The following is a 26,160-nucleotide window of genomic DNA, read 5'->3' on the forward strand; positions in this document are numbered from 1 at the left end:
ACCAAAGATTGGTTTCCTTTATAATTGAAGCACTTAGTTTTTACTGTTATATTCACATTCACAGAGGGTAAGAGGCAACAGAACGCCTCGAAGGTAAGACACTGAGAACTGAACAAATTTAGCCGAAGCGACACTTCGGCCCTCTATCTTACCTCTGTAACAGTTAAGCTTAAATAATAAACCGCATGATTCGGATAATTCTGTGTCAGTAGAAGGAAATCTCATTAATTGCTCGACCGCGCGTTCGCGTTGTATCGTAAAAAAAGCAAAAAACGAGATCGGTATAGGACTTTTTGTTATTGATTTGGCGACGACCGCATAAAATCGTTTTATTTTTATAAACGCATCGCGTACTCCATCTGCCTGAGCACTACGAATTGCTATCTCTATTCTGGGCTAGAACCTACATCGGCCCCTTCTCCTATACATTTGTTCGCGTCAGCCAACAGAGTTCACACTTATAATGATTAGAATGCTAATAAATGCAACTCAACAAGAAGAGTTGCGGGTCGCCCTTGTCGATGGCCAACGTCTATACGATCTTGATATCGAATCTGGTTCTAGAGAACAGAAGAAAGCAAACATCTACAAAGGCCGTATTACTCGTATCGAACCGAGTCTAGAAGCCGCTTTTGTTGATTATGGCGCTGAACGCCATGGTTTCCTTCCTCTTAAAGAGATTTCTAAAACCTATTTCTCCAAAAAATCCAACCATGACGGCCGCATTAATATTAAAGATGTATTAAGCGAAGGTCAGGAAGTCATCGTTCAAGTAGACAAAGAAGAGCGCGGCAACAAGGGTGCGGCACTAACCACGTTTGTAAGCCTAGCCGGTCGCTACTTGGTACTGATGCCAAACAACCCTCGTGCTGGTGGTATTTCTCGCCGCATCGACGGTGACGATCGTTCACAACTTAAAGAAGCGATGTCAGGCCTTAAAACCCCAGAAAATGGCGGCTTAATTGTTCGTACTGCGGGTGTAGGTCGTTCTACTGAAGAACTGCAGTGGGATTTGGATTACCTAGACACACTGTGGACATCCATCACGAAAGCCGCTTCTGAAAAACCAGCGCCTTTCTTGATTTACCAAGAAAGTAACATTGTTATTCGTGCCATTCGCGACTACTTACGCGAAGACATCGGCGAAGTTCTAATTGATGAAAAAGGCGCTTACCAAGACGCCATTAACTTTGTGATGCAGGTTATGCCGCATTTCAAATCACGCATCAAGCTGTACACCGACTCGACGCCACTGTTTAATCGCTTCCAAATTGAAACTCAGATCGAAACCGCATTCCAGCGCGAAGTTCGTCTACCTTCAGGCGGTTCTATTGTCATCGACCCGACAGAAGCCTTGGTTTCTATCGACATTAACTCCGCTCGCGCAACCAAAGGCGGCGACATCGAAGAAACGGCACTGCAAACGAACGTAGAAGCAGCAGACGAAATTGCACGCCAATTACGCCTACGTGATATTGGTGGCCTAGTGGTGATCGATTTCATCGACATGACACCAGTACGCAACCAAAAAGAAGTGGAAAATCGCATGAAAAATGCGCTTGAAGCTGACCGCGCACGTGTGCAAATTGGTCGCATTTCACGCTTTGGTTTGTTGGAAATGTCCCGTCAGCGTTTACGCCCTTCCCTTGGCGAAACCAGCGGTATCGTTTGTCCTCGCTGTAACGGCCAAGGATTCATCCGTGACGTTGAGTCATTAGCGCTTTCTGTACTTCGCCTTATCGAAGAAGAATGCTCTAAAGAGCGTACCGCGCAAATTCGCGCAGTACTGCCTGTTTCTGTTGCCACTTTCTTGCTAAACGAGAAACGCACTAACATTGCTAAAATAGAAAAACGTAACAACGTTCATATTATTTTGGTACCAAATCCGCACATGGAAACGCCTCATTTTGAAGTAGAACGTATTCGTGATGACAGCTCTGTTGTCTCTCAAAACGAAAACAGCTACTCCATCGTTGAGACGCCAGAGCAACCACCTTACGAGCCTCGCCAGGTAAATGAGAGTGCGCGCCCACAAGCGGCGGTAACCAGTATTGCACCTAAAGCACCAGCACCGGCTCACGCCGTTGCAACGCCCGCTGCAGCAAAAGCACCAGCGACTGCAAAGAAAGCCAAACCAGGCTTACTAAAACGCTTTTTGACAGCCCTTTTCGGTGAAGCACCAGCCGCGGAAGCCGCTCCTGCACCAGCGAAGAAAAACACAACCAGCAGCCATTCTGCTCCTCGCACTGAGCGCAGTACCAGCGAGCAACGCACGCCGGCTAACAAAGGCGGCAACCGCAATAACCGTAACAAGCGCACCAAGCATCAAAATGCGGATCGCGATACAGCTGCGGCAGACGGCAACAAAGAAAACACTCGCTCTACTCGCCAATCTCGCCGCGAACAAGCGGAAGCCAATGGTGAAAAAACCAACAACCGCAACAATCGTTCACGCAACAACAATAAACCTGAGCACAAGCAAGACACTCAGGACAATAAGGCCGACAAAAAAGAAAGCGCACCAAAAACCGTTGCGAAAGAAAAAGTCGTTCCTGAAGTCACTGAACGCAAACGCGATCGTAACGACAATCGTCGTCGTAACGGCAAGCTGAAAGAAGACGTACAAGCGTCTGAAAAATTACGCGAACAAGAAGAAACTGCCGCAGCGGAAGCCGCCACCTTAAGCGCGGAACAAGCTCGCAATAATGACGGCACAGATTCTGATGATGCGCCTCGCGAACAACGCCGCTCTCGTCGCTCTCGCCGTTCACGTCAACGCCCTCAAAAAGCAGAAGACGCGAACCAAGAGTCAAACACTGAGAACGCAGAAAACGCGGATGCAAACGAGACCAAAGCCGTCAAAGTTGCTGCAGAAGTAACAACAGAAAGTGCGCAAATCGCACCAACTGAGACAACCGACGCCGCACCAACGCTTGAAACTCCGACAGCAGAAACGGCAGAGACCTCAATTGACGCACCGAAGAAAGCAGAAGCATCAGTAGAAGCTGACACTGAAGAGGCGACAGCCCCAACTGTTGACGCAGAACCTGCAGCTGAAGCAAGCGTTGAAACAAAATCCGCTGAAGCAACAGACAATGCTCCTGAAACAGCGACACCTGAAACGGTAGAGACTGACACAGCAGCTGAAGCTGAAGCAAAAGCACCTGAAGCTCCAGCAGAACAAGCTGAGACAGCCTCTGACGTAGCAGAGCAAGCAGTGGAAACAGTAAAAGACGCTCCGGCGAAACCTGCACAAAGCGAAAAACCTAAAGTAGCGGTAAAGGCGCAATTAACAGAAGCGCCAGCGGCTATCGAAGAAACGCCAGTGGCTGCCGAAGCAACGCCTAACGCTGAAGCCGTTGTAACGGATGCGCCAAAAGCAGAAGCAAAAGCTGAAACACCACAACAGGAAACAGCGGCTAACACAGCAGAACACGCTGAAGAAGCCGCCCTTGAAGCTGAAGGAGCGACTAAGAAGCCAGCGGCTCGCCCAACTCGAGCACCTCGCCGTGGTCGTGGTAAACCAGCCGTTAAAGCCTCTGTAGAGAAAAAAGAGTCTGTTGAATTACCAGAAGCTATTTTGGCTCAACAAGAAAAAATGAAGCAAGAACTGGCTGAAAAACGCCAAGCCGCGTCGTCACGTCGCCGCAGCGCTTCTACTGGTCGCGTTAAAAATGACCCACGTATCGCACGTGAAGAAAACAACGCACCACAAGCCACTGCTGAGACATCTGAAACTGAATAGATAGCTTACTCGGCACACAAAAAAGCCCGCATTCAATTGAATGCGGGCTTTTTTAATGCTCTGCTTTATTGATTAATACTAGGCGATGACCTATCCAGTATCATGCTTTATGCATCAAGCACTTTATCAAACAATGAAAGATCAATGCTATGTTGATTAGCAACCGCCGCCTTATCATCCACCCAACCCAACAAACGCCCCATGTTTTCAAGGCCTTTGGTACTGACAATCTCAATACTGCCACTTTGCTCTGGAGACGACCACGACAAAGCTTGCGCAGGATAAGCCTGCTTTAAACGACGTATCAGCTGAGCGGTAACGCCCTCACTCGGCTCAATAATGTCACAGTGCGCACCAAGCGCCGCTGCAAACAAACTTTTCACCAAGGGATAATGAGTACAGGCCAACACCAAGGTATCCACCTCTGATGCAATCATCTCATCACACAACGCCCTTACAACCTCTTCGACTTGCGCACTGGATTGTGGCCAAGCATCAATCGCAAACGCCAACGAAGCGCTCGACATTATGTGTACCTTGCTGTCTTCTCGCCACAAATCAATCAACTCACCAAGACGTTGACTGTTGGCCGTCAGCGGCGTGGCAAGCACCGCCACATGACGCTTTTTACTGATGCGAAACGCCGGTTTAACAGCAGGCTCAACGCCTATCACTGGCAAATGCGTGGCGCCACGCAAACAATCAATCGCACAAACGGTGGCTGTATTGCACGCCACAACAATGGCATCGACTTGCTGGCTTTCAAAAAATTGTCCAATGTTGATAATTCGCGATTGAATGTCTTCAGGTTTCTTCTCGCCATAAGGTGCAAACGCCTCATCAGCAAGGTAGATAAGATCAAGCGCAGGGATTTTTTGGCGAATAGCATTAAGGATGGTTAATCCGCCCGCCCCTGAGTCCATTATGCCTATTTTCAACAAACGCTCTCCTTCGCATGGGATTTCGCTGTTACCACAGAAGGCAATTCAACCGGTTCTCTTTCCAACTGCACACAGTAACGCTCGAAAACAGATTCCTTGATAAGCGACTCTAGCTCAAGCAAAGAGGCGGCTTGCTGTTCAGAATGATTCACCAGCACTAAAGCCTGCTTCTCATACACCCCAACCCCTTTGTGTTGACGCCCCTTCCAGCCAGCTTGATCTATCATCCAACCTGCCGCCAATTTATAACCATCCGCAAAGGCAAAAGACACCAAATCTGGAAAACGCTGCTTTAATACTGCGTGCTCTTCGACCGAAACAACCGGGTTCTTAAAAAAACTCCCTGCATTGGCAATTTCATTAGGATCCGGCAGCTTACTGCGTCGAACGGCACAAACCGCGTCAAACACAGTGAGTAAATTAGCCTCACCATGAATTTGACTTTTTAAACCGCCATAATTCAATACCAAACGAGGCTGTTTAAACAAACAAAGCTCCGTTTCGGTAATGATATAACACCCCTTCCATTTCCCTTTGAAGTGGCTGTCACGATAAGAAAAACCACACTCTTCGGCCCTCAACCAATAGAGCTGCCCGCTATCAATCTCTAACACTTGCACTCGGGCAATCACGTCTTTGACTTCGACGCCGTAAGCGCCAATATTTTGCACCGGCGCTGCACCAACCGTACCCGGAATAAGTGCAAGGTTTTCTATACCAGACCAACCTTGCTGCACGCAATGTGCCACTAAATCATGCCAGTTCTCTCCTCCGGCCACGCTTAGCCTAAGCGTCTCAGCGTCCTCAGACACAAGACGCTTACCACGCAATTGATTAACAATCACCAAACCAGAAACATGGTCACGGATAAGTAAATTACTACCACCGCCTAACACGGTAATCGGCAGTTGGTGAGAATGCGCCCAATGAACCACTCGTTTGAGCGTCTCTAGGTCATCCACTAACGTCAAAAACTGCGCCTGATAATCAAAGCGAAAGGTATTAAAAGAAGCGAGGGAAACGTCTCTTTGCACCACAGAAGGCGCGTCCGAGAGTATGTGTTCTAAGACATGCATCATAAGCAAGATGATTCCTGATCAACCGACATAAGATGAGCAACAAAGCGCTCTGAAATCCTTTGCAGATGCTCTCGCATCACCACAAAACCATCATACTCACCATAATAAGGGTCTTGCACCTCACCGAGCGCCACACTGGTGTGGTAGGCACCAAACATCACCAATTTGGCGCGGCTGTTTGCTGGCTGAATGGCTTTTAAGTTAGCTAAATTGTCCGCATCCATGGCTACAATCCAATCAAAGTAGTCGAAATCTTCGACCTTCACTTGTCTGGCCTGTTGCGCTGAAATATTCACCCCTACATCAGACAAAGCTCGAATAGAACGCGGGTCTGGTGATTTGCCAATGTGGTAAGCGGCGGTTCCCGCCGAATCCACCTGCAGATCCAAACCTTTGTGTTGCGTTGCGGCCGCTTGCAAAATACCTTGCGCCGCTGGGGAACGACAAATGTTCCCCAGACACACCGTCAGTACCTTGATCGTCTTCACTTTACTGAGCCTGAATCCAATCTTTCTTCTGAGTTCAAGGTGCGTGCTTCGGTTTCCAACAGAACCGGAATACCATCGCGCACAGGGTAAGCCATGCCGCCCACCTTGCTGATCAACTCAGTGCCATCTTCGCTTAGGGTTAGTGGCGCTTTGGTAACAGGGCAAACTAGAATATCCAATAAAACTTTATTCATGACATCTTCTCATCTTTTATATGTTGTAACTTGTTGATTAACGTTGTTTTAAGTGCTTCTGGTAAGGTAAGGGAAACTGGCAAATACCACACATTCTGGTTTGTTAAGGCTAAATTTTGGCACTTTACCGCGTCTTTTTCCGTCATTATGACGTTACCCTGCAAAGGAATATCGTCTTTATGATAGTCGTGATGATCACTAAACCAAGTAACGGATTCAGGCTTTGTTAACCCTGATGCGTGTAACGTATTTAAGAAACGTTCGGGATTACCGATTCCCGCCATGACATGCCACTGCTTGTCCCCTGCAAAAGCCTCTGAAAACGCCAATTGGCGCGCGCCGTCCAGTGACATTAATTGTGGAGTAGACAATGTCGCTGTGATCACGGAACCATGTTCTAGGGTGTGATTCAAGGCCGCCAGCGTGGGGGTTATTTCGTTGGCTATGCTGACGATATAATCGACACTGTCTAAGCGTTCAACCGGCTCGCGAAGCGGTCCGACGGGCAACAAACACCCATTTCCGATACCACGTTGAGCGTCCACCATTGCAATTTCTATGTCACGATTGAGCGCATAATGTTGCATGCCATCATCGCACACAAGCACGTCCACCTTTGCCACGTTCAGCAGATGCTTAACCGCGTCTGCTCGTTTCGGATAAACCACAATAGGACATTGGGTACGGCGCGCCAACATAACGGGCTCATCGCCTACTTGAGAGGCCAAACTGTGCTCGTCAACCAACACAGGTGAGGTCAATGTCACCCCATGACCGCGGGACACAATACCAGGGTGAAAACCACTGTCTCGCAACCATTCACACAGCGCAACCACCATAGGTGACTTTCCGGTACCACCCACACTGATATTGCCAACGACAATAACAGGGACAGGCGCGCGATAGGATTGGCTAGGATTGGCTAGAAAGGCCGCGCGTTTTTTATACACCACCTTTTTGACGAATGGCATTAATGGGGTAAATACCTTCGTCCAAGGACAAGATCCATACCAAGATCGGGCCAACAATGACTCTAGATTCACTCGCTTTGCTCTCTTTGTGCCGTATGGGCTATTTTGGAGATTCCTAACTGCGCGGCAGCATCATAGACATTGAGCACCATTTCATAAGGGGCTTTGGCGTCAGCAGTAATAATTAGTGGGCGCTTGTTGTCACCTTGTGACACTTCTTCAATACCCTTGACCAGCGTCGCTACTTTCTCATTCACCAAGGTGCGCCCATTGATCACATATTGGCCATCACTGGTAATGACAATTTCAACATCTTGACTGCGATCTGTTATCGCTTCTCCAGTGGTCGCCGATGGCAAATCAATGGTTAATTCCGAGCTGTGGTTGAACGTGGTACTGACCATGAAAAAGATCAATAACAGAAAAACCACATCAATCAGGGGAGTAAGATTGATTTGTACGTCATCGATTTTTTGACGTCGAAACTTCACTGACTCACTCCTGCTTTTGACTCCCTATCATTGTGCAGGGCATCAACCAATTTAGTGGATTGCTGCTCCATGCTCACCACCACTTCATCTATTTTTCGGCTGAAATAACGATGAAACACAAGCGCAGGGATCGCAACCCCTAATCCTGCCGCGGTGGTCAATAAAGCCTCGGAAATACCGCCAGCCAACAAGGCGGTGTTGCCAGCCCCCTGTTCCATCAACACAGAAAATACCTTGATCATACCGACCACTGTGCCCAACAGGCCTAGTAAGGGTGAAATTGCAGCAATGGTGCCCAAACTGCTCATGAATTTTTCAAGATCATGAATCACATGACCTGCTGCTTCCTGCATGCTTTCTTTCATGCTGTTACGGCCATATTTAGAATTCATCAAACCGGCCGCAAAAATAGAAGAGAGGCCTGCGGTATTTTGCATAGAACGAATGTAGTCCAATGACATTCTGTCATCGCGTAAACGTGACATCACATCCAATAACAAGTTTTTCGGAGCAACCCGAGATTTTCGCAGCACCCAAAAGCGCTCAATAATGATCGCCATTGTCAGGATAGAACAGGCCAATAGAGGCCACATGAAAAAACCGCCAGTTTGGATAAAGGTTAACACCGCGAACTCCCATTAAAATTTGATGTTAATTTAACATAAACTCTAACTTTTCAACACGCCTGCAAGTGTCAGATTTAAAGAGAAAAATTGAAAAGGAACAGGTTAAATGTCGAACTGAGACAAGCCCTTTCTCACGGCGAAATAACAAGGCTTCGCCAGGCTCAATAGACAACCAATCTATCTGTAAGCCACGCAATCTCGATTGCATTGCCTCAGAAGGCGTCTTTTTGAACAAAACCCAATCAATCTTCTCCTTTAGCAACACAGCAGGCTCCAGCTCCTCATCATTGGCCGCAAGCAATAACGCCAGCGAATTCCACTGACTTTGCTCATCAAATAAAATCAACAATCGCTGGGCCACATCTTCCCGATGCCAGCGACTGCTTAAACGAATTTCAGACTCTTTTTCAAATGCCAGTTCCCCCGCTCTATTCACCACCTGATACTGAACGCCTGACAGCTTGTCTCTTGGAATCAACAATACGCACCAAATCAACAGTAAGCACAACCAACCCCGCCTTAACGGCCATTGCCAAATCCAAAATACCACCAAGAGCAACAATAGCGACTTTGAGAAAGCATTCAAAAAAGTGTCGAAATCCAACATGGGCAATTGAAACGCCAATGCCTCCAAGCCACGAAGAATATGCAACAAGCCAAAGTCTATGACTCCATACAAGTACGAGGTTTGATTAAATAGCCCTTCCACACTTGCCATCACGCCTAACGGAAACCAGAGAAAAGCCGCCAACGGCACCATGAACAAGTTAAGCGGCACAGACACAACAGAAACAGACGCCTGCCACCCCCAAATAAGCACCATAGAAGCGGTCGACAACATACACTGCAAGAGGAAAATGCGTGTCCAATGCTGAGTACTCTGACTAAAAGCAATCAAGCAAGACACCAAACTAAATGACAACCATAACCCTGGCTGCAACACGGCCCTTGGATCGAACAACAAAATGCCCCACAAAGCGAACATCACCACTTTATAAGGCGATGGCTGAGTAAAAAGCACTTTGGACACCAGATAGAGACTTAACATGATCGCCGCCCTCACCACAGGCGCTCCCCAACCAGTGAGATAGGCATAAAAAATCAAAATAGGAATGATAATAACCGCATCCACTAACCAGCAGTTCACGCCTGATAACACCCAGCGATTTGGCGCTAAACGCCAACACACTCGACTCAATATGCGACCAAAAACAAACACAAACCCCGTATGCAAACCAGAGACTACAAACAAATGCGCAAGCCCCAAGGCCCTGACCATCCATTTATCTCGCTCGTCCCAGTCTTTGTTATCGCCCAGCAACAGCGCTTTTGAAAATCGCCAACTCGGATAATGGGCAAAGACGCCTTGCAAACGCTCATTGATCGTTCGCCTCAGAGTAGGCGCTCTATGCTCAGTAGGGATAAGCGACTCATCACTAGTCACGTCCAACAAAGCAAGTTGGCGCTCTGTATAAAGTCGCCTCGACATCCAGCTTTCGTTCTTTGCCGGGGCAACAACCTCTTTAAGCGTGACACGCAATACGCGCTCTGGTCGCGATGAGAAAGGTTCGAACTGAACATCTTGATAAAAATATCGCACACCATGAGCGTCTTTTAGTCTAACAGACAAGGACTTAGCGCCTGCCATTTGCCACCCAACATCCCCTTCACTGTACAGACGCTTGGATTGAGGACTAAAGAACAAAGCTTGGGATTTAAGCAAAGAAAATGCAGGCACATCGTTTGTTTCGCTTAACTGCCAACTAATCAGGGAAAGAAAGGTCAAAAACAACAGCCAAAAACGATGAGTGCCGATTAAATAGAGACACACCAGAATGATATGAGTAGAATACAGCCACTGATATTCGCTTGGCACCAAAATGGCGCCGATCAAGATTAAAACACTTAGTAACATAAGACCTCCATGTCTTAAATTGCTAACCTGACTCATACCTGCTTATGCCGAAGCGTTACTTAAAAAAATTTATCCCAAATCCAGAAAAGCTAAAAGAAAACAAAGCCTTAAGTTTGTTGGGAAAACAAATCTATGAAGCTGATTTATGGCACCTAAACAGGCGCTCGGTTGCTAGAGCTTTTTTAAACGGACTATTTTGGGCCTTTATCCCAATGCCATTTCAAATGGTAGTCTCTGCCCTGCTTGCCATCCCGTTACGTGCCAACATTCCACTTTCTATTGCCCTTGTTTGGATCACTAACCCGCTTACCATGCCCTTTGTTTTCTACTTTAACTACAAAGTGGGCAGCTTGATTATGGGTGGCGATGACGGCAAAGATTTTCACCTTTCTGTCGAATGGATTTGGGCAAAACTGGAACACATCTGGCTCCCGCTATATTTGGGCTCAGTCGTGTCTGGCCTATTTTTTGGCATCCTTGCCTATGTCACTATTTTATTAGTATGGCGGATTCACGTCATAAAGCGCTGGAAAGAGCGTAAAAAAAGAAGAATCTAATACAAACATAGAAAATTCCTCTTCTTCAGAACCAAAAAACCACTCAGTTGAGTGGTTTTTTTGGTTACGATACCGCGTTAACTATTCGGCTTCGCCAGCACGTTCAATAGGCAGCAAATCACCTTGCGATAATCGATAGGCCGAGTCCATCCAGCCAAGCATTTTCTCATCGTGGGTCACAATCAAAAAAGCCATATCGTGGGAGACTTTTAATTCATTAATCAGCGCCTGTATGTCTTGGGATGTCGATTCGTCTAGGTTTCCCGTTGGCTCATCCATAAGTACGCAAGCGGGCTTATTCGCCAATGCACGAGCAATGGCAACACGCTGACGCTCGCCCCCTGAAAGCTGAGAGGGTTTGTGATTCAAACGCTCACCCAAACCGACTTGAGACAAGAGAATTTCCCCTTGTCGCCTAGACTCTGCTTTAGAGGTGCCGGCAATCCACATGGGCATCATGACGTTTTCCAGCGCCGAAAATTCGGGCAATAAATGATGGAATTGATACACAAAGCCCATTTCTTTATTGCGCATTTTGGCGCGCTTAGCGTCCTTGATGCTCGACCAAGAAACATTGGCCAACTTCACTTCACCGCTGCTGGCCAAATCCAAGCCGGCAAGCAAATTAAGCAAGGTCGTTTTGCCTGATCCAGACGCCCCAACAATTGCACAGGCCTCCCCTTTATGGAGAGAAAAATCAATAGAACGAAACACATCAACCGTTTGCTTGCCGTCTAGATATTGCTTAGACAGTGCCTGACACTCTAGTACTACTTCCTTACTCATAACGTAAAGCCTCAGCCGGTTCTACTTTCGACGCTCGCCATGCAGGATAGATGGTCGCTGCCACCGTCATAATAAAAGCACAGCTCACAATCATTTTTACATCAGACCATTCAAGCTCAGAAGGCAAATAGTTAATAAAATAAACATCTGCACTCAAGAACTGCACATTAAGCAGATGCTGTAACCAACTCACTATGCTGCTCACATTTAGCGCTAAGGTAATGCCCAACGCCAAACCAATTAAGGTCCCCAATAAACCAATGAACATACCTTGAACAATAAACACCGCCATCACTTGTCGCGACGTTAAGCCCATGGTTCTCAATATCGCAATGTCATTACGTTTATCGGTCACCACCATCACCAAGGTGGAGACAATATTGAACGCAGCAACCGCCACGATCAGCAACAACAACAGACCAATCATGGTCTTTTCCATTTTGATCGCATGGAAAAGATTGCCATGGGTGCGCGTCCAATCACTGACTTTATTTAATCCTGGAATAGCGCGGGCAATATCCCAAATTTCAGTGGGGGCGACAAATAGGTTGTCAAAACTGATACGTAGCGCCTCTACATCGTCTTTCTTATAGCGCTTTAATAGCGCCGCGTCTTTCACATTAATATAGGCAAGGCTGCTGTCTAACTCAGCCCCTACTTCAAACACGCCCACAAGTGTAAAACGCTTTAATACTGGCGTAACGCCGACAATTGACACGCTGGCCTGTGGCAAAATGGCCGTGACTTTATCCCCAATGTTGACCCCTAGCATTTTCGCTAACTGGGAGCCTAATACGATGCCAAAAGGTGTGCTATTTAACGCATCGAGAGAACCTGAAACCATGTGATCATTAATGATGGAGACTTTTTTCTCCATCTCTGGATTGATGCCATTTAATAGTGCCCCGTGAACGCTCGCGCCAGACTGAAACATCACTTGCGCTTGCGTATGCGGCGCAACACCCACTACATGGGGCATTTTTTCGATGGTTTTCATGTCTTTACGCCAATCCTTTAAAACCGGATCGCCCCACAGGGTGGCATGTGGCACCATGCCTAAAATTCGTTGCTGCAACTCACGGTCAAAGCCATTCATCACGGACAATACCGTAATCAAAACAGCCACACCCAAGGCTAAGCCAGCAATGGAAGAGAAACTAATGAAGGAAATAAAATGATTAGAACGTTTGGCTCTGGCGTAACGCAGACCAATACGGATAGGAAGAAAATTAATCAAAAGTGAACCCTTATTTGCAAAAAATGAAGGGGCAAAACAGCCCCTTCATTGACAATGGCGTCACCCGGTCTTAAGCGTCGAAATCAATACCGATACGACGACCTACATCTTCGTACGCTTCAATAACACCACCTAAACCTTGACGAAAACGGTCTTTGTCTAGTTTTTCATTGGTTGCAGAGTCCCACAAACGACAGCCATCAGGAGAGAATTCGTCGCCTAAAACGACTTCACCCTTGTACAGACCAAACTCAAGTTTGTAGTCAACCAATGTCATGCCACCTTCAGCAAACAAGGCTTTCAGCACATCGTTCACTTTGTAAGTTAGCACTTTCGCTTTCGCAAGATCTTCCGCTTTTGCCCAACCAAATGATTCAACATGTGATTCGTTGATCATAGGGTCACCTAACGCGTCGTTCTTTAAGAACAATTCGAACGTTGGCGGGTTAAGAGCAAGTCCTTCTTCGACACCTAAACGGCGGCAAAGACTGCCAGCGGCTACGTTACGTACAACGCACTCAATCGGCATCATATCCAAGCACTTAACAAGACACTCAGTATCGCTTAATAGCTTTTCAAAATGCGTCGGAATACCCGCTTCTTGAAGCTTAGTCATAATGAACGCATTGAATTTATTGTTCACCATACCTTTGCGATCTAACTGTTCGACTTTTTTTCCATCAAATGCCGATGTGTCGTCACGAAACACTAGAACCATTTTGTCAGGATCATCTGTTTTAAATACAGATTTTGCCTTACCTGCATATAGCTCTTGTCGTTTTTCCATTGGAGAATCTCCGATTTTTTGCTGTGAGGGTTAATCTTTTATTTTACAAAACGCTGTGCTAAAAGAAACGAGGTTATTTCAGGCGTCGGCGAAGTCGATACGTCAATCATCAAAAAATCACCTGCTTTTTGATGAATAATCGAATACTTATATTCGCGTTTATCCCAAGATACGGCGTCACTCTCTGTGGCGTTTGGTGCAAAGCCATCTGTTTTATCACTCGCCAAAGGCAACACCGCTAAGGTGTTTTCTTTGCCAGCGACTTGCGTCAAGCCAGCGTCTGCCAACTGCGTTACTAACGCATCTTGAACATTGGTTTTTGGCTTTAAGTGAATCGCCAATAAGCCACGGTGGTCGATCCACACATGGAATGGGGCTTTACTGCCTTGCTCTGACAGGGAAACAGACTGTTTATTAAGCTGTCTTGCCATATCACCCCATAACCGCAGCGTGTCAGCATACATGTCATTTCGGGTCGTCGGGCTTAACCAATCCGTGACGGCTTCACCGCGATCTTCTACACGGTATTGCACAGCAACAAGGGTGCCCTTTTCAGAACTGGAGAAAGAGAATGAGAAGACGATTTGCTCAGGGAAGTCACGCGATACATGACTCCACATTGAAGCCCACCATCCCTGCTTAATAAATTGAAACGGCACACTGACAATTTGCTTGTCAGTGTCGCTGGCAATGGATTCACCATCACCGTGCAAGGCCATAAGAAAATCTTTTACCATTTTCTTCGATTGCACAAGGTTCGCCGGCACATCAAGTACCACACGGTTTGCTTTCATTATGACATCAATTTTTGCCATTGGATAAAAGACAAAGGTGGCTCTAGGTACTGTGAATTTAGAACCCGGCTCAACACTTGCTATCTGATTTTCATGCGGAATGACCAAATCATCACGACTGCTCAAAGAGCCCGCAGGCGCCTGTAACACCACCGAATTGACCGTGTCATTACGGTAATCATCCGAGTTGTCTTTTAAGCCTGTGCTACAACCAGATAACACAGAGACCAGTGCGCCTATACCCGCTAACTTGATCGTTGTTTTATTCATAGAGAAAGGATTCCTGCTTGCACCATCGCTTGTTTCACCGCTTCGTGGTGCGCTTCTGAAAGCACCGTCAACGGCAGACGAATGCTGTTTTCACAAAGACCAAGCTGAGCACACGCCCATTTAACCGGAATAGGGTTAGACTCAACAAACAGATTCATATGCAGTGGCGCAATACTCTGATCCATTGCATAAGCGGACTCCGCATCACCTGCTAGCGCAAACTCTGCCGCTTGCGATACGGCTTTAGGGGCAACGTTTGCCGTCACGGAAATGTTCCCTTTAGCGCCTAATAACATCAAGGCCACTGCGGTTGGATCATCGCCAGAATAAACCGCGAATTCCTCTGGAAGTGATTTAATTAAGGCTTCGCCGCGTTCTAGGTTACCGGTCGCGTCTTTAATACCCACAATGTTTTTCACAGAGGCAAGACGCACAACGGTTTCATTTTGCATATCGCAAGCGGTTCGACCGGGAACGTTGTACAAAATTTGAGGAATTTCTACCGCTTCAGCGATCGCTTTAAAATGCTGGTAAAGCCCTTCCTGAGTGGGTTTGTTGTAATAAGGTGTCACCAACAAACAAGCGTCCGCTCCAGCGTCTTTCGCCGCCTGAGTAAGATCAATGGCCTCATGGGTGGCATTGGCACCGGTACCGGCAATGACGGGCACTCGACCGTTAACGGTTTTAATGACTTGTCGGATGACATTGGAGTGTTCTTCAGGCGTTAACGTGGATGACTCGCCTGTCGTACCCACTGCAACAATGCCGTGGGTTCCTTGTGCAATATGAAACTCTATAAGATCATCTAACTTCTTTGAGTCCACCGCTCCATTCGATGTCATAGGGGTAATGAGAGCGACTAAACTACCTGTGATCATTTCGAGCCTCCAATAAAATAATAAGCGAACATATAGTACCGTTCAGGCTCTAGTTTAACAATATTGCAGACCTGTAAAGCGCGAGTAAATTACAAGGAAGCCTTGTTTCGTGAGGATTTTTCCCACATCTCTTGATAAGCTAATAATATTGAAGCTTTTTTCATGACTAAACAGTGCCATATCGGAGAGCAAAACATGACACCAAAAATAGGCCAAAGCGCGCCAGACTTTTTAGCCAAAGACCAACACGGTGAAAATATCACCTTAAGCCAGTTCCGTGGCAAGAAAGTCATTCTGTATTTTTACCCGAAAGATTCTACGCCTGGCTGTACCGCACAAGCGTGTAATTTGAGAGACAACTACGAAACCTTACTTGAAAAGGGCTTTGTCGTTTTGGGCATCAGCACCGACTCAGAAAAACGCCACCAGAACTTTATTGCTAAAAATGAACTGCCATTTAGCCTAATTTCAGACCCTGAACACCTAGTACACGACCTTTATGACACTTGGCGATTAAAGAAATTCATGGGCAAAGAATACATGGGCACGGTCAGAACGACCTTTGTGATTGATGAAGACGGCGTGATCAGCAACATTATTGAAAAAGTAAAAACCAAAGATCATACCGCACAGATCATTTAAGAACCCAGGCTGAAAACAGAGCCTTTTCCTGATGCTTGATCCTAAAAAAGCATGCCCTTTGGCATGCTTTTTTTCGCCCCGACTTCGCCTTAAACACCACCACGAATAAAGCCTTTTACCTCATCGTAGTAATAAGCTTTCAAGAGCACATGCACGTCATCACTTAACGGCGCTAAATCTGATGCAGACGCATTGCGCATCACCTGAGACGCACGACTTGCTCCAGCAATCACACTCGACACTTGAGGATGATCTAAAATCCAACGCAAGGACACGTCTAGAATATTGTGCCCTGCAGGCAATCTAGTTTTCAGCTCATCCACCAAGGCCACCCCTTTTGCAAACGGCAACCCATTGAAGGTCTCGCCAACATGAAACGCCGCACCGTCTTGGTTATAAGAACGATGATCTTGTTTATCGAATTGGTCATTGACGGTCATTTTCCCCGTCAACAAACCACTGGCCAAAGGCAAGCGCACGATAACACCAATGTTATTTTCTTCAACTTGTGCAAACAACGCATCAACCGCGTCCTGTCGGAACACATTAAATAAGATCTGCAGACTGGCCAATTCAGGGTTTGTGCAGCAAAACTGCGCTTCATCCAAGAGCTCTACACTGGCACCGAAATGCTTGACAATCCCCTCTTTTTTAAAATCTTCCATCCAGGCCAGCATATCACCAGAAAACAGAACATCTCGCGGCACACAGTGCAACTGCGCCAAATCAATCGTGTCTACACCCAAACGCTGAGCAGAGGCTTGTAAACTCTGCTTCACCGCCGCTTTGCTGTAACCATTCGGGTAAAGCTCAGCACTGCGGCCGACTTTAGTAGCGACAATCGGCGGCGTTGCTAACGAACGACACCAAGCACCAATTCTGGACTCACTCAAGCCAGAACCATACACATCCGCGGTGTCAAAAAAACGCACACCAGAGTCCAATCCCGCTTTCAAAATAGCACGCGCTTCGGCGTCTTCCACTGGGCCAAAATCATTGCCCAATTGCCAACACCCCAAACCAATTTCCGACACTTGATAGCCTGTCTTGCCCAATACTCTTGTTTTCACACTCACTCCAATGTCTCGTTATGATGAATTCCTCTACTATACGAGCCTTGTTAATGTTTATAATTATCAATTCAATTAACGGTTTGTTTATTAAGGCTTAACAATATGACGTCAGGTTTTCCAGATGGCATCCGTGAGTTTCTTGCCGTCGTCGAGGAGCAAAGCTTTTCCAAAGCCGCCGAACAACTCGGTTTATCCCGTGCACGAGTGTCGCAAATCATCAGCCGCTTAGAAAAAGACATGGGGGTTCAATTACTCTATCGCTCCACCCGCTCGCTGTCCCTCTCTCCGGCCGGAGAGACTTTTTATCAGCTTTCAAGACAAGGCATTGACCAACTTGAGCACGCCGTTCAATCTGCGCAAAATGCCAACACCAGCCTCAGCGGCAACATACGCATTAATGCCGTGGGAGGGTTATTTGGCGAAAAGATACTCTCCCCTCTACTTTTGCGCTTTATGCAAGAAAACCCGCACATTGAAATTGACCTTAGCTTTTCCAGCCCCAGAGTGGATTTAATCGAAGCACAATACGACTTGGTGATTCGCATGGGCACACTGGAAAACTCGAATTTGATCGGCCGCAAACTGACGAATTACAGCAACCATTTGGTGGCGACGCCTGATTTTCTCAACAGCATAGGCAAGCTCACCCACCCCAGAGCCTTACTTGATCAGCCGCTCATCAATGGCTCTGTTAAACGCTGGTCATTTACACACAAGATAAGCAAAGAAAAATACGAGTTGCCGGTGCAAGGCAAATTAAAATGCGCTAATGGCCATGTCGCTAAGCTGGCCGTACTCGCGAGTGCAGGACTAAGCCGACAACCCTCCTATTATGTCGAGCAGGAACTCGCCTCAGGTCAGCTTATTGAGCCCATGCCCGATTGGCAACTTCCCTCATCCGACGTCACAGTGCTGTATCCGCAATCAAGCAACACCAGCTTAAGAGTGAAAGCGCTGGTGAATTATCTAATCGACGCTTTTAAGAACCATTGAGCCTCTGACTCTCCAGCAACAAAAAAGCCCGCCTCATTCAAAATGAGACGGGCTTGTTAGCATCCAGAGTACTCAATGCACGATGGCAAAAACTACTGACGCGTCAATCTATCATTGCCCAACACGATCGGCGTAGACGCTCGGTACGGATTAATATCCAAACCACCGCGACGCACATAACGAGCGTAGACAATCAAACTTTCTGGTTTGCATTGGCGCATAATATCAATATAAATACGCTCAACACATTGCTCATGAAAGTCCGTGTGCTCACGAAATGAGATAACGTATTTCAACAGCTGTTCGTGATCAATTTTAGGCCCTTTATAATCAATAAACACAGAGCCCCAATCAGGCTGATTGGTCACTGGGCAATTTGATTTTAACAGGTGGCTAACCAATCTTTCTTCAACCACGCCAAGGGATTCATCAACGGCCAACAAGTCAGCGTTAGGGTGGTATTCTTCCACCTCGACATCCAGCTCATCAATGCAATAATCCGGCGTTAAAACCACAAGCGCAGACATGGAGTCAACATCCCGTAACATCACGGTCACTGGCGCTCCAGCGGCATTTGATAAATCCTTTTCTAGTAAGGATTGCACATCCGCCAATGACTCATAACGCATTTGATTTAATGAATTCAAATAGAGTTTAAACGACTTGGATTCAATAATATTTGGCGAGTTATAAGGCAAACGAAACTCCGCCAAAGCCACAATGGGCTTCCCTTTTAAATTTAGCCAAGACACTTCATACGCATTCCAAATGTCTTCGCCAAAAAAAGGCAGACGCTGCGCCTCGATATTCATTTCAGCCCATTTATCAACCCTAGCGATAGGGTAAAGCAAGTCAGCATCGTATTCAGACACATAGTCTGTTTGCTGACCCAAGGGTAAAAAACCCATATTCAATTCCTCAGTTACGAATGCCTCTGCCCTTATTCAGCAAATGCAAGCCAAATGAGAACAGTACGACGATAAACACACAAACAATAACCAGAGCCCAATATACATTGATATCCGATACACCAAGAATCCCGAAGCGGAACGCATTCACCATGTATAAAACAGGGTTGAGCAATGACAAGTTCTGCCAAAACTCGGGCAACAAATGAATAGAATAAAAGACACCGCCTAGATAGGTTAATGGTGTCAAAATAAAGGTCGGCACAATAGACACATCATCAAAACTGCGCGCGTAGATGGCATTCACAAAACCGCCTAACGAAAACATGATTGCAGTTAACAGCACAACGATTACGGTCAAAAACACATTATGCAGGGTCAAATGAGTGAAAAACAGCGACAACACAGTCACGATCAGACCAACAAATAAACCGCGCGCAACACCACCCAGCACATACCCCAACAAGATCACCCAGTTCGGGGTTGGCGACACCAACAGTTCCTGAATACTGTGCTGAAACTTAGCCGAGAAAAAGGAAGAGGACACATTAGAGTAAGAGTTAGTTATCACCGACATCATGATCAAGCCTGGCACAATGTACTGCATATAACTGAAGCCATCCATTTCACCAATTCGGCTACCAATAAAGTGCCCAAAGATAGCAAAATACAAAGACATAGTAATTGCTGGCGGCAGTAAGGTTTGCGGCCAAATGCGCATAAAACGGCGAATTTCACGACGAAGTATCGTATAAAACGCGATAAATATTTCAGAATTTTTCATTCAGCTTAACCCTTAATAAGTTTGACGAAGAGCTCTTCAAGTCGGTTCGATTTATTGCGCATGCTCAACACATTAATCCCGTCTTCATCGAGCGCTTTAAACACCACATTTAATGGCCGCCCTTTAATCACCTCAACTTCAATGGTAGTCGCATCGTTTACCACCTCGATGGCGTAACCTGGAACACGCCACTCTTGTGCCACACTTTTATCCAAATCTAGGATGAAGGTTTCTTGATTAAGCGTTTTTAATAGAGCCTTTACACTGGTGTTTTCAACAATTTCACCGCTATTAATAATCGCAATGTTGCGACAAAGCTGCTCCGCTTCTTCTAAGTAATGCGTGGTCAAAATAATCGTTGTGCCCTGCTCATTTAACGCCTTAATAAACTCCCACATAGAGCGGCGCAATTCGATATCAACCCCTGCGGTTGGCTCATCTAGGATCAACACTTCAGGCTCATGAATCAAAGCGCGTGCGATCATCAAACGGCGCTTCATACCACCTGACAACATACGAGATTGGACGTCTTTTTTGTCCCATAAACCCAGCTGTTTCAGATATTTTTCAGCACGCTGTTCAGCCACACTTTTACTGATGCCATAAAAGCCTGCTTGGGTAACAACCACATTGAAAACCGATTCAAAGACATTGAAATTAAATTCTTGTGGTACAACGCCTAAATATTTTTTCGCTTTGGCAAAGTCATCATCAATGTCTGCACCAAAAATAGACACACGACCTGACGTTTTGTTAACCAAGGAACACAAAATACCAATAGTGGTCGACTTGCCGGCACCATTTGGGCCAAGCAATGCAAAGAAGTCGCCTTTTTCTACTTTTAAATCGATACCTTTAAGCGCCTCAAAACCACCATCGTAGCGTTTTTTTAGGTCACTTATTTCGATTGCATATGTCATAATTATGAGTCTCGTTAGGCTATCGCCAACTTAATCGTTATTTATTTGAATAGGTTTTTTTGTGGAATCACGCAATCAATATATTTTTAATGCATGCACAGAGTTACGTCAGCGCATTTCAGAACACTTTCCATTTGATCAGGCCGACTTGGCGGAAGAAGAAATCGATTTTCTGGAAAAGTGGGATCAACTTGTTCTAAACATTCAGGCCAACGACACTCAGTACGTATTTGATGGCCAAGAGCTGCTTGCTCGCTTCATTCGCTGTTACGCTAATTTAGTACCACTTATTAAGCGAGAGCTATTGTGGTTTATAGGCGGTGAATGCCTACATTTCTTAGGCGATGAAGAAATTGCACTATACCAACAACTAGAAGAACACCTCTACGAGTTAGACAATCAAGAAAAAGAGTACAATATCGCGGAACAAATCAGCCTATTGAGAGGCGACTCAACACAAATACATTAATGGCCTAATCAGGGCAGATAACTCTGCCCTAAAACCATTATGGCATTTTCTTAAAAACCAAGGTTCCGTTGGTGCCACCAAATCCAAAAGAGTTATTCAACACCACATCAATTTTACGTTTCTGCGGTGTAGAAGGTACATAGTTAAGGTCACAACCCTCACTAGCCTCTTCCAAATTAATCGTCGGCGGCGCCACTTGATCACGAATAGCCAGCACAGAGAAGATAGATTCAACCGCCCCTGACGCTCCTAATAAATGACCAATCATCGATTTCGTTGAACTCATCGCCACATCAGACGCGTCCGCTCCCATCAATGATTTAACCGCCTGGCTCTCTGCCAAATCCCCTACTGACGTAGAAGTCCCGTGAGCATTGATATAATCAATGTCCTGGGGAGCAATTTTTGCATCTTTCAATGCCGCAGACATGGCTGACAAAGCGCCTTCACCCGTCGCCGGAGGCGCCGTCATGTGATGGGCATCATCACTCATACCAAAACCTGCCAACTCAGCGTAAATAGTCGCACCACGGGCTACCGCGTGCTCATATTCTTCTAGCACTAGAATGCCCGCACCGTCTCCCATCACAAAACCATCACGGTCTTTGTCCCATGGTCGACTGGCTGTTTTAGGGTCATCATTGCGCGTAGACAAGGCTCTTGCTGCGCCAAAACCACCAATACCAAGTGGAGTGATCGCCATTTCAGCACCGCCGGCTATCATGACATCAGCGTCACCATAGGCAATCATGCGACCAGCCATGCCAATATTATGCGTACCTGTTGTACAAGCGGTTACGATCGAAATATTCGGCCCTTTAAAGCCAAAACGTATCGCGACATGACCAGAAATCATATTAATGATCGCACCAGGTACAAAAAAAGGTGAAATGCGCTTAGGACCAGACTCATTAAGTAAGTGAAGATTTTTTTCGATCATTGGCAAACCACCAATGCCCGAACCAATCGCACAACCTACCCGAGTTAAATCGGCCGTTTGCCCATTGAGATTTGCATCTTCTAATGCCTGTACTGCTGCAGCAATACCATATTGAATGAAGAGATCCATCTTGCGAGCTTCTTTAACACTCATATATTGAGTGGCATCAAAGCCTTCAACCTGCGCCGCAAAACGGGTGGAAAATTGGCTGGCATCGAACGAAGTGATATCAGAAACACCACTTTTGCCTTCCAATACGTTATCCCACGTATCTTTCACATTGTTGCCAAGGGGTGTCACCATTCCCATTCCTGTGACTACAACCCGACGACGAGACATAGGATTCCTCCAGAAAACCGCCCTGCTATACAGGGACTTAATAATAAGAAAAGCCGCTGTAACGAATACAAGCGGCTTTTCGGGAAACTCAATTCACCAAGGAATTACAAGTTAGCGTTGATGTAGTCGTTCGCTGCTTGTACTGTAGTGATTTTTTCAGCTTCTTCATCAGGAATTTCAGTATCAAATTCCTCTTCAAGAGCCATAACCAACTCAACAGTGTCTAGGGAATCTGCACCCAAGTCATCTACGAAAGATGCTGAAGATACAACTTCTTCCTCTTTAACACCAAGCTGTTCGCAAACGATTTTTTTAACGCGTTCTTCAATGCTACTCATTAGAAGTTCCTACTCTACTCGTTAATAGCTCATTTTGAGCGTATTGTAATGTTCGACTACCTAAACTAAAAGGCGTGATTCTCAACATGAACCGGAGACGTATTTTCGTTGAATTAAATATAAAATTCAACTCAAATTACGACATATACATGCCACCATTGACATGTAATGTTTCTCCAGTGATGTAACCTGCGCCATTTGACGCTAAAAATGCAACAGCTGCCGCAATTTCTTCTGGTTGACCAAGACGTGAAGCTGGTACTTTCTCTACCAATTTCGCTTTGTGCTCTTCAGGAAGCACCTTGGTCATGTCCGTTTCAATGAATCCTGGAGCAACACAGTTTACAGTGATGCCACGAGATCCAATTTCAGCCGCCAATGAGCGACTAAATCCTTCCAACCCTGCTTTGGCTGCGGAATAGTTTGTTTGACCACCATTCCCCATAGAACCCACAACAGAACTGATGCTTATGACACGACCGAATTTTGCCTTGGTCATGCCACGTAAACAAGCCTTTGTAACACGAAAAACTGAAGAAAGATTGGTGTTAATTACTTGATCCCACTCATCTTCTTTCATTCGCATCATTAGATTATCACGAGTAATGCCTGCATTGTTAACCAAAATAGTTGGCGCACCATATTCAGCATTAATTTCTTTGATTACCGCATCGACAGAGTCTGCTGATGATACATCCAGCACCCATCCTTTGCCGTTCTCACCCAAATACTCGCTGATACTTTGCGCACCAGATTCGCTCGTTGCCGTACCAATAACCGTTGCACCCTGCTCAACAAGAGCAGAAGCAATCGCTTTACCAATACCACGAGTCGCACCAGTCACTAGGGCTATTTTGCCTTCCAGACTCATCATTGTCTCCAATTTTTCGACCTAAACGTATACAAATATTAATTAAGCAGACAACGCCGCTTCAAAACCACTCACATCTCCTAACGAAGACGCTGACAATCCTTTCACAATACGCTTATTCAAGCCACTTAGCACTTTACCAGGCCCACATTCTAGCGTCCCAGTAACGCCCAAGCCAGACAACAATTCAATAGACTGAGTCCACAACACTGGCTCACTCAACTGAGAGACCAAGTTGGCTTTAATGGTTTGCGCATCGGACACCGCTTGAGCCGTCACATTTTGCACTAGCGTACAAGTCGGTGATTTAAATTCTATAGAGTCCAATTTCACCGCCAGCTTCTCGCCAGCCGGTATCATCAACTCACAATGAGAAGGCACGCTAACAGGAAGTGGCAAGGCTCTTTTCGCACCCGCTTCTTTCGCATTGCTCATCGCCGCTTCAACCGCCGCCACATGCCCAGCAATAACCACTTGACCTGGGGAGTTAAAATTCACTGCACTGACAACGCCTGGCGCTGCTTCACAAGCTGCGATCACTTTCGCATCGTCCAAACCTATGATGGCGGCCATCGCGCCTTCACCTGCTGGAACCGCTTGCATCATGTATTCGCCACGCAGTTTAACCAGCTCAACCGCATCCGTAAATGCAATCACACCAGCACACACCAACGCAGAATACTCACCCAAGCTGTGACCAGCAACATACGCTGGCTTTTGCCCGCCTTGTTGCTCCCAAAGACGCCATAAAGCGACACTGGCAGTCAAAAGCGCAGGCTGTGTTTTATCTGTTTGACCCAATTGCTCAGCGTCATTTTGTACCAACGCCCACAAATCGTAACCAAGAACGTCAGACGCTTCAGCAAAAGTCTGCTCAATAATGTCATGCTTCTCAGCCAAATCAGCTAGCATACCTAACTGTTGAGAGCCTTGCCCTGGAAAAACAAAAGCCAATTCATTATTCATTTAAATTCCTCGTTATCTAGGCGCTCACGAACCACTGTAGATAAATCCACTCGCGCAATATCAATTCCATACTCAATCGCACCGACCATCGCCTGAAAATCTGATCGGCCATGACCTTTTACCAAATTGCCATTCACACCCACAAGGCACGCCCCATGACGGTGTTTTGTTTGGTAAAAAGTCTCGAACAGTGACTCATCGCCACCTTGCGCTTTCAGTTGCCCAACCAAATAAGACAACAAACCCTCTGATGCTTTTAGCACCGCATTACCCACCATGCCATCACAAACAATGACATTTTTTTCACCATGAAACAGCTCAGTGCCTTCTGCATACCCCAAATAATCAGGCCATGATTTAGCCGCTAGCAGTGCATCCGTTTCACGAATAACAGAACTGCCTTTTGAGCTTTCCACTCCAACATTAAGCAAGCCTACTTTTGGCTTCTCATCGCTTAACGCTTCCACATACGCCGCGCCCAATTCAGCGAACCCCTCCAACATAGAAGGCGGACAATGAACATTAGCACCCAGATCAACCAGGCAGCGTAATGGATTTGAATGCAATTCTCGAATCAGCGCAGGATACAATTTAGGGCGAATAACCCCCAATATATGTCTGGCCAACGCAACCATGGCACCCGTATTCCCCAAGGTAACAACAACGTCCGCCGCGTTAACACTCAAACTTTTCAGCGCTTTATACAGCGTGCTTTCGTAGCGACGAAAAAGCGAAAGAACGATTTCCTCATCCACGTCAATCACATCACGGCAAATAACCAAAGACAAACGATCACAAAGAGGAGGAAGCTCGAAATCTGAGCTTGAGCTGGGGGAATAGTAAAGAACAATCTCTACATCATCATGCTGGGAAAGAACTTGAAGCGCTCCTTCAAATGCAATGCGGGGACCTAAGTCCCCGCCCATCGCGTCTAATGCTACCCTGATCATGGGTAAATTAGTTACTCACCTTTAGGGGTGATAACTTGACGACCACGGTAAAAGCCATCTGCAGAAACGTGGTGACGACGGTGAAGTTCACCAGTAGTCTGTTCTACAGAAAGCGTTGCGCTAGTCAATGCATCGTGTGAACGGCGTTGGCCGCGACGTGAACGAGTCACTTTACTTTTTTGTACTGCCATTTCTTGGAGCTCCTAAC

At 46.3% G+C, this 26,160-nt stretch carries 28 protein-coding genes; 5 read left to right on the top strand and 23 right to left on the bottom strand.

Translation table 11 applies throughout. The annotated features are described in order from the left end of the window. The first annotated feature begins 463 nt into the window (after positions 1–463). A complete protein-coding gene (gene rne / locus ACIGBN_RS07230) occupies positions 464–3,745 on the top strand; it encodes a ribonuclease E (RefSeq protein ID WP_396664516.1) in 3,282 nt (1,093 codons plus the stop codon). Positions 3,746–3,852: 107 nt separating this feature from the next. Here rne and murI read toward each other — a convergent pair whose 3' ends face one another. From murI to ACIGBN_RS07270, 8 genes are read right to left on the bottom strand one after another with little or no spacing between them, the layout of a single operon-like run. Then, positions 3,853–4,683, bottom strand: a complete 831-nt coding sequence (gene murI / locus ACIGBN_RS07235) for a glutamate racemase (protein ID WP_396664518.1) — start codon at positions 4,681–4,683, stop codon at positions 3,853–3,855. Beyond that, on the bottom strand, positions 4,680–5,765 hold the full coding sequence (gene murB, locus ACIGBN_RS07240) for a UDP-N-acetylmuramate dehydrogenase (RefSeq protein WP_396664520.1): 1,086 nt from the start codon (positions 5,763–5,765) through the stop codon (positions 4,680–4,682). Before murB ends, murI begins: the two co-directional genes overlap by 4 nt. Continuing rightward, positions 5,762–6,253 carry a low molecular weight protein-tyrosine-phosphatase gene (locus tag ACIGBN_RS07245; RefSeq protein WP_396664522.1) on the bottom strand — a complete coding sequence of 164 codons (492 nt, stop codon included), beginning with the start codon at positions 6,251–6,253 and terminating at the stop codon, positions 5,762–5,764. The genes murB and ACIGBN_RS07245 overlap by 4 nt, the downstream gene beginning before the upstream one ends. Continuing rightward, on the bottom strand, positions 6,250–6,447 hold the full coding sequence (locus ACIGBN_RS07250) for a Trm112 family protein (protein ID WP_133003616.1): 198 nt from the start codon (positions 6,445–6,447) through the stop codon (positions 6,250–6,252). The genes ACIGBN_RS07245 and ACIGBN_RS07250 overlap by 4 nt, the downstream gene beginning before the upstream one ends. After that, entirely contained in the window at positions 6,444–7,490 is a 1,047-nt protein-coding gene (gene lpxK, locus ACIGBN_RS07255) for a tetraacyldisaccharide 4'-kinase (protein ID WP_396664525.1), read from the bottom strand. Before lpxK ends, ACIGBN_RS07250 begins: the two co-directional genes overlap by 4 nt. Then, complete coding sequence (locus ACIGBN_RS07260; RefSeq protein WP_133003614.1) at positions 7,487–7,909, bottom strand: biopolymer transporter ExbD; 423 nt, start codon at positions 7,907–7,909, stop codon at positions 7,487–7,489. Before ACIGBN_RS07260 ends, lpxK begins: the two co-directional genes overlap by 4 nt. After that, a complete protein-coding gene (locus ACIGBN_RS07265) occupies positions 7,906–8,535 on the bottom strand; it encodes a MotA/TolQ/ExbB proton channel family protein (RefSeq protein ID WP_133003613.1) in 630 nt (209 codons plus the stop codon). The genes ACIGBN_RS07260 and ACIGBN_RS07265 overlap by 4 nt, the downstream gene beginning before the upstream one ends. Positions 8,536–8,560: 25 nt before the next feature. Continuing rightward, entirely contained in the window at positions 8,561–10,450 is a 1,890-nt protein-coding gene (locus tag ACIGBN_RS07270) for a ComEC/Rec2 family competence protein (RefSeq protein ID WP_396664527.1), read from the bottom strand. A 44-nt stretch (positions 10,451–10,494) separates the two neighbouring features. Between ACIGBN_RS07270 and ACIGBN_RS07275 the strand changes: the two genes are divergently transcribed. After that, positions 10,495–11,007: a DUF2062 domain-containing protein gene (locus tag ACIGBN_RS07275; protein WP_133003611.1), complete on the top strand. Its 513-nt coding sequence runs from the start codon at positions 10,495–10,497 to the stop codon at positions 11,005–11,007. Between the two features lie 81 nt (positions 11,008–11,088). Here the strand turns inward: ACIGBN_RS07275 and ACIGBN_RS07280 are convergent, their stop codons facing one another. The 5 genes from ACIGBN_RS07280 to dapA all read right to left on the bottom strand — a co-directional run bounded on the left by ACIGBN_RS07280 (position 11,089) and on the right by dapA (position 15,759). Beyond that, positions 11,089–11,793: an ABC transporter ATP-binding protein gene (locus ACIGBN_RS07280; protein WP_133003610.1), complete on the bottom strand. Its 705-nt coding sequence runs from the start codon at positions 11,791–11,793 to the stop codon at positions 11,089–11,091. Next, positions 11,786–13,030, bottom strand: a complete 1,245-nt coding sequence (locus ACIGBN_RS07285) for a lipoprotein-releasing ABC transporter permease subunit (RefSeq protein WP_396664530.1) — start codon at positions 13,028–13,030, stop codon at positions 11,786–11,788. Before ACIGBN_RS07285 ends, ACIGBN_RS07280 begins: the two co-directional genes overlap by 8 nt. 70 nt (positions 13,031–13,100) lie before the next feature. Then, entirely contained in the window at positions 13,101–13,817 is a 717-nt protein-coding gene (gene purC, locus ACIGBN_RS07290) for a phosphoribosylaminoimidazolesuccinocarboxamide synthase (protein WP_133003608.1), read from the bottom strand. A gap of 38 nt (positions 13,818–13,855) precedes the next feature. After that, positions 13,856–14,881 (bottom strand): hypothetical protein, encoded by a 1,026-nt coding sequence (locus ACIGBN_RS07295; RefSeq protein WP_396664532.1) that lies wholly within the window; start codon positions 14,879–14,881, stop codon positions 13,856–13,858. Next, positions 14,878–15,759 (bottom strand): 4-hydroxy-tetrahydrodipicolinate synthase, encoded by an 882-nt coding sequence (gene dapA, locus ACIGBN_RS07300; protein WP_133003606.1) that lies wholly within the window; start codon positions 15,757–15,759, stop codon positions 14,878–14,880. Before dapA ends, ACIGBN_RS07295 begins: the two co-directional genes overlap by 4 nt. Positions 15,760–15,954: 195 nt before the next feature. Here dapA and bcp point away from each other — a divergent pair, with 195 nt between their 5' ends. Then, a complete protein-coding gene (gene bcp / locus ACIGBN_RS07305; protein WP_133003605.1) occupies positions 15,955–16,401 on the top strand; it encodes a thioredoxin-dependent thiol peroxidase in 447 nt (148 codons plus the stop codon). An 89-nt stretch (positions 16,402–16,490) separates the two neighbouring features. On the opposite strand, the gene ACIGBN_RS07310 is transcribed toward bcp, so the two are convergent. Further along, positions 16,491–17,471, bottom strand: coding sequence for an aldo/keto reductase (locus ACIGBN_RS07310; RefSeq protein WP_396664534.1), 981 nt, complete (start codon positions 17,469–17,471; stop codon positions 16,491–16,493). A 105-nt stretch (positions 17,472–17,576) separates the two neighbouring features. Between ACIGBN_RS07310 and ACIGBN_RS07315 the strand changes: the two genes are divergently transcribed. Then, positions 17,577–18,467 carry a LysR family transcriptional regulator gene (locus ACIGBN_RS07315; protein WP_133003603.1) on the top strand — a complete coding sequence of 297 codons (891 nt, stop codon included), beginning with the start codon at positions 17,577–17,579 and terminating at the stop codon, positions 18,465–18,467. 92 nt (positions 18,468–18,559) lie between these two features. On the opposite strand, the gene queF is transcribed toward ACIGBN_RS07315, so the two are convergent. Genes queF through ACIGBN_RS07330 form a run of 3 tightly spaced genes read right to left on the bottom strand, consistent with a single transcriptional unit; the run spans position 18,560 to position 21,079 of the window. Then, the gene (queF, locus tag ACIGBN_RS07320) at positions 18,560–19,375 is read right to left on the bottom strand and encodes an NADPH-dependent 7-cyano-7-deazaguanine reductase QueF (protein ID WP_133003602.1); all 816 of its coding nucleotides are present in this window, start codon (positions 19,373–19,375) and stop codon (positions 18,560–18,562) included. A gap of 10 nt (positions 19,376–19,385) precedes the next feature. Then, a complete protein-coding gene (locus ACIGBN_RS07325; RefSeq protein ID WP_133003601.1) occupies positions 19,386–20,159 on the bottom strand; it encodes an ABC transporter permease in 774 nt (257 codons plus the stop codon). Positions 20,160–20,164: 5 nt separating this feature from the next. Then, complete coding sequence (locus ACIGBN_RS07330; protein ID WP_396664537.1) at positions 20,165–21,079, bottom strand: ABC transporter ATP-binding protein; 915 nt, start codon at positions 21,077–21,079, stop codon at positions 20,165–20,167. Between the two features lie 61 nt (positions 21,080–21,140). Between ACIGBN_RS07330 and ACIGBN_RS07335 the strand changes: the two genes are divergently transcribed. Beyond that, positions 21,141–21,548 (top strand): PA2817 family protein, encoded by a 408-nt coding sequence (locus tag ACIGBN_RS07335; RefSeq protein ID WP_133003599.1) that lies wholly within the window; start codon positions 21,141–21,143, stop codon positions 21,546–21,548. Positions 21,549–21,585: 37 nt separating this feature from the next. Here ACIGBN_RS07335 and fabF read toward each other — a convergent pair whose 3' ends face one another. The 6 genes from fabF to rpmF form a co-directional block, all read right to left on the bottom strand. After that, entirely contained in the window at positions 21,586–22,827 is a 1,242-nt protein-coding gene (gene fabF / locus ACIGBN_RS07340; protein WP_133003598.1) for a beta-ketoacyl-ACP synthase II, read from the bottom strand. A gap of 104 nt (positions 22,828–22,931) precedes the next feature. Further along, a complete protein-coding gene (acpP, locus tag ACIGBN_RS07345; RefSeq protein ID WP_115896560.1) occupies positions 22,932–23,165 on the bottom strand; it encodes an acyl carrier protein in 234 nt (77 codons plus the stop codon). A 136-nt stretch (positions 23,166–23,301) separates the two neighbouring features. Next, a complete protein-coding gene (gene fabG, locus ACIGBN_RS07350; RefSeq protein WP_133003655.1) occupies positions 23,302–24,036 on the bottom strand; it encodes a 3-oxoacyl-ACP reductase FabG in 735 nt (244 codons plus the stop codon). A 42-nt stretch (positions 24,037–24,078) separates the two neighbouring features. Beyond that, on the bottom strand, positions 24,079–25,002 hold the full coding sequence (gene fabD / locus ACIGBN_RS07355) for an ACP S-malonyltransferase (protein WP_396664540.1): 924 nt from the start codon (positions 25,000–25,002) through the stop codon (positions 24,079–24,081). Next, positions 24,999–25,952, bottom strand: a complete 954-nt coding sequence (locus tag ACIGBN_RS07360; RefSeq protein WP_133003596.1) for a fatty acid synthesis protein — start codon at positions 25,950–25,952, stop codon at positions 24,999–25,001. The genes fabD and ACIGBN_RS07360 overlap by 4 nt, the downstream gene beginning before the upstream one ends. An 11-nt stretch (positions 25,953–25,963) precedes the next feature. Then, positions 25,964–26,143: a 50S ribosomal protein L32 gene (gene rpmF, locus ACIGBN_RS07365; protein WP_013661159.1), complete on the bottom strand. Its 180-nt coding sequence runs from the start codon at positions 26,141–26,143 to the stop codon at positions 25,964–25,966. Positions 26,144–26,160 lie beyond the last annotated feature (17 nt).

It is taken from the genome of Marinomonas sp. NPDC078689 (assembly GCF_044542435.1).
GTDB lineage: Bacteria > Pseudomonadota > Gammaproteobacteria > Pseudomonadales > Marinomonadaceae > Marinomonas > Marinomonas arenicola.

Excerpts from the sequence above, each read along its gene's own strand:
- fabF (WP_133003598.1), bottom strand. The coding sequence starts at position 22,827 with ATGTCTCGTCGTCGGGTTGTAGTCACAGGAATGGGAATGGTGACACCC.
- dapA (WP_133003606.1), bottom strand. The coding sequence starts at position 15,759 with ATGATCACAGGTAGTTTAGTCGCTCTCATTACCCCTATGACATCGAAT.
- acpP (WP_115896560.1), bottom strand. The coding sequence starts at position 23,165 with ATGAGTAGCATTGAAGAACGCGTTAAAAAAATCGTTTGCGAACAGCTT.
- murB (WP_396664520.1), bottom strand. The coding sequence starts at position 5,765 with ATGATGCATGTCTTAGAACACATACTCTCGGACGCGCCTTCTGTGGTG.
- rne (WP_396664516.1), top strand. The coding sequence starts at position 464 with ATGATTAGAATGCTAATAAATGCAACTCAACAAGAAGAGTTGCGGGTC.
- ACIGBN_RS07250 (WP_133003616.1), bottom strand. The coding sequence starts at position 6,447 with ATGAATAAAGTTTTATTGGATATTCTAGTTTGCCCTGTTACCAAAGCG.
- ACIGBN_RS07325 (WP_133003601.1), bottom strand. The coding sequence starts at position 20,159 with ATGAAAAATTCTGAAATATTTATCGCGTTTTATACGATACTTCGTCGT.
- ACIGBN_RS07275 (WP_133003611.1), top strand. The coding sequence starts at position 10,495 with ATGCCGAAGCGTTACTTAAAAAAATTTATCCCAAATCCAGAAAAGCTA.
- purC (WP_133003608.1), bottom strand. The coding sequence starts at position 13,817 with ATGGAAAAACGACAAGAGCTATATGCAGGTAAGGCAAAATCTGTATTT.
- bcp (WP_133003605.1), top strand. The coding sequence starts at position 15,955 with ATGACACCAAAAATAGGCCAAAGCGCGCCAGACTTTTTAGCCAAAGAC.
- rpmF (WP_013661159.1), bottom strand. The coding sequence starts at position 26,143 with ATGGCAGTACAAAAAAGTAAAGTGACTCGTTCACGTCGCGGCCAACGC.
- ACIGBN_RS07330 (WP_396664537.1), bottom strand. The coding sequence starts at position 21,079 with ATGACATATGCAATCGAAATAAGTGACCTAAAAAAACGCTACGATGGT.
- fabD (WP_396664540.1), bottom strand. The coding sequence starts at position 25,002 with ATGAATAATGAATTGGCTTTTGTTTTTCCAGGGCAAGGCTCTCAACAG.
- ACIGBN_RS07315 (WP_133003603.1), top strand. The coding sequence starts at position 17,577 with ATGACGTCAGGTTTTCCAGATGGCATCCGTGAGTTTCTTGCCGTCGTC.
- ACIGBN_RS07280 (WP_133003610.1), bottom strand. The coding sequence starts at position 11,793 with ATGAGTAAGGAAGTAGTACTAGAGTGTCAGGCACTGTCTAAGCAATAT.
- ACIGBN_RS07360 (WP_133003596.1), bottom strand. The coding sequence starts at position 25,952 with ATGATCAGGGTAGCATTAGACGCGATGGGCGGGGACTTAGGTCCCCGC.
- ACIGBN_RS07270 (WP_396664527.1), bottom strand. The coding sequence starts at position 10,450 with ATGTTACTAAGTGTTTTAATCTTGATCGGCGCCATTTTGGTGCCAAGC.
- fabG (WP_133003655.1), bottom strand. The coding sequence starts at position 24,036 with ATGAGTCTGGAAGGCAAAATAGCCCTAGTGACTGGTGCGACTCGTGGT.
- ACIGBN_RS07295 (WP_396664532.1), bottom strand. The coding sequence starts at position 14,881 with ATGAATAAAACAACGATCAAGTTAGCGGGTATAGGCGCACTGGTCTCT.
- queF (WP_133003602.1), bottom strand. The coding sequence starts at position 19,375 with ATGGGTTTTTTACCCTTGGGTCAGCAAACAGACTATGTGTCTGAATAC.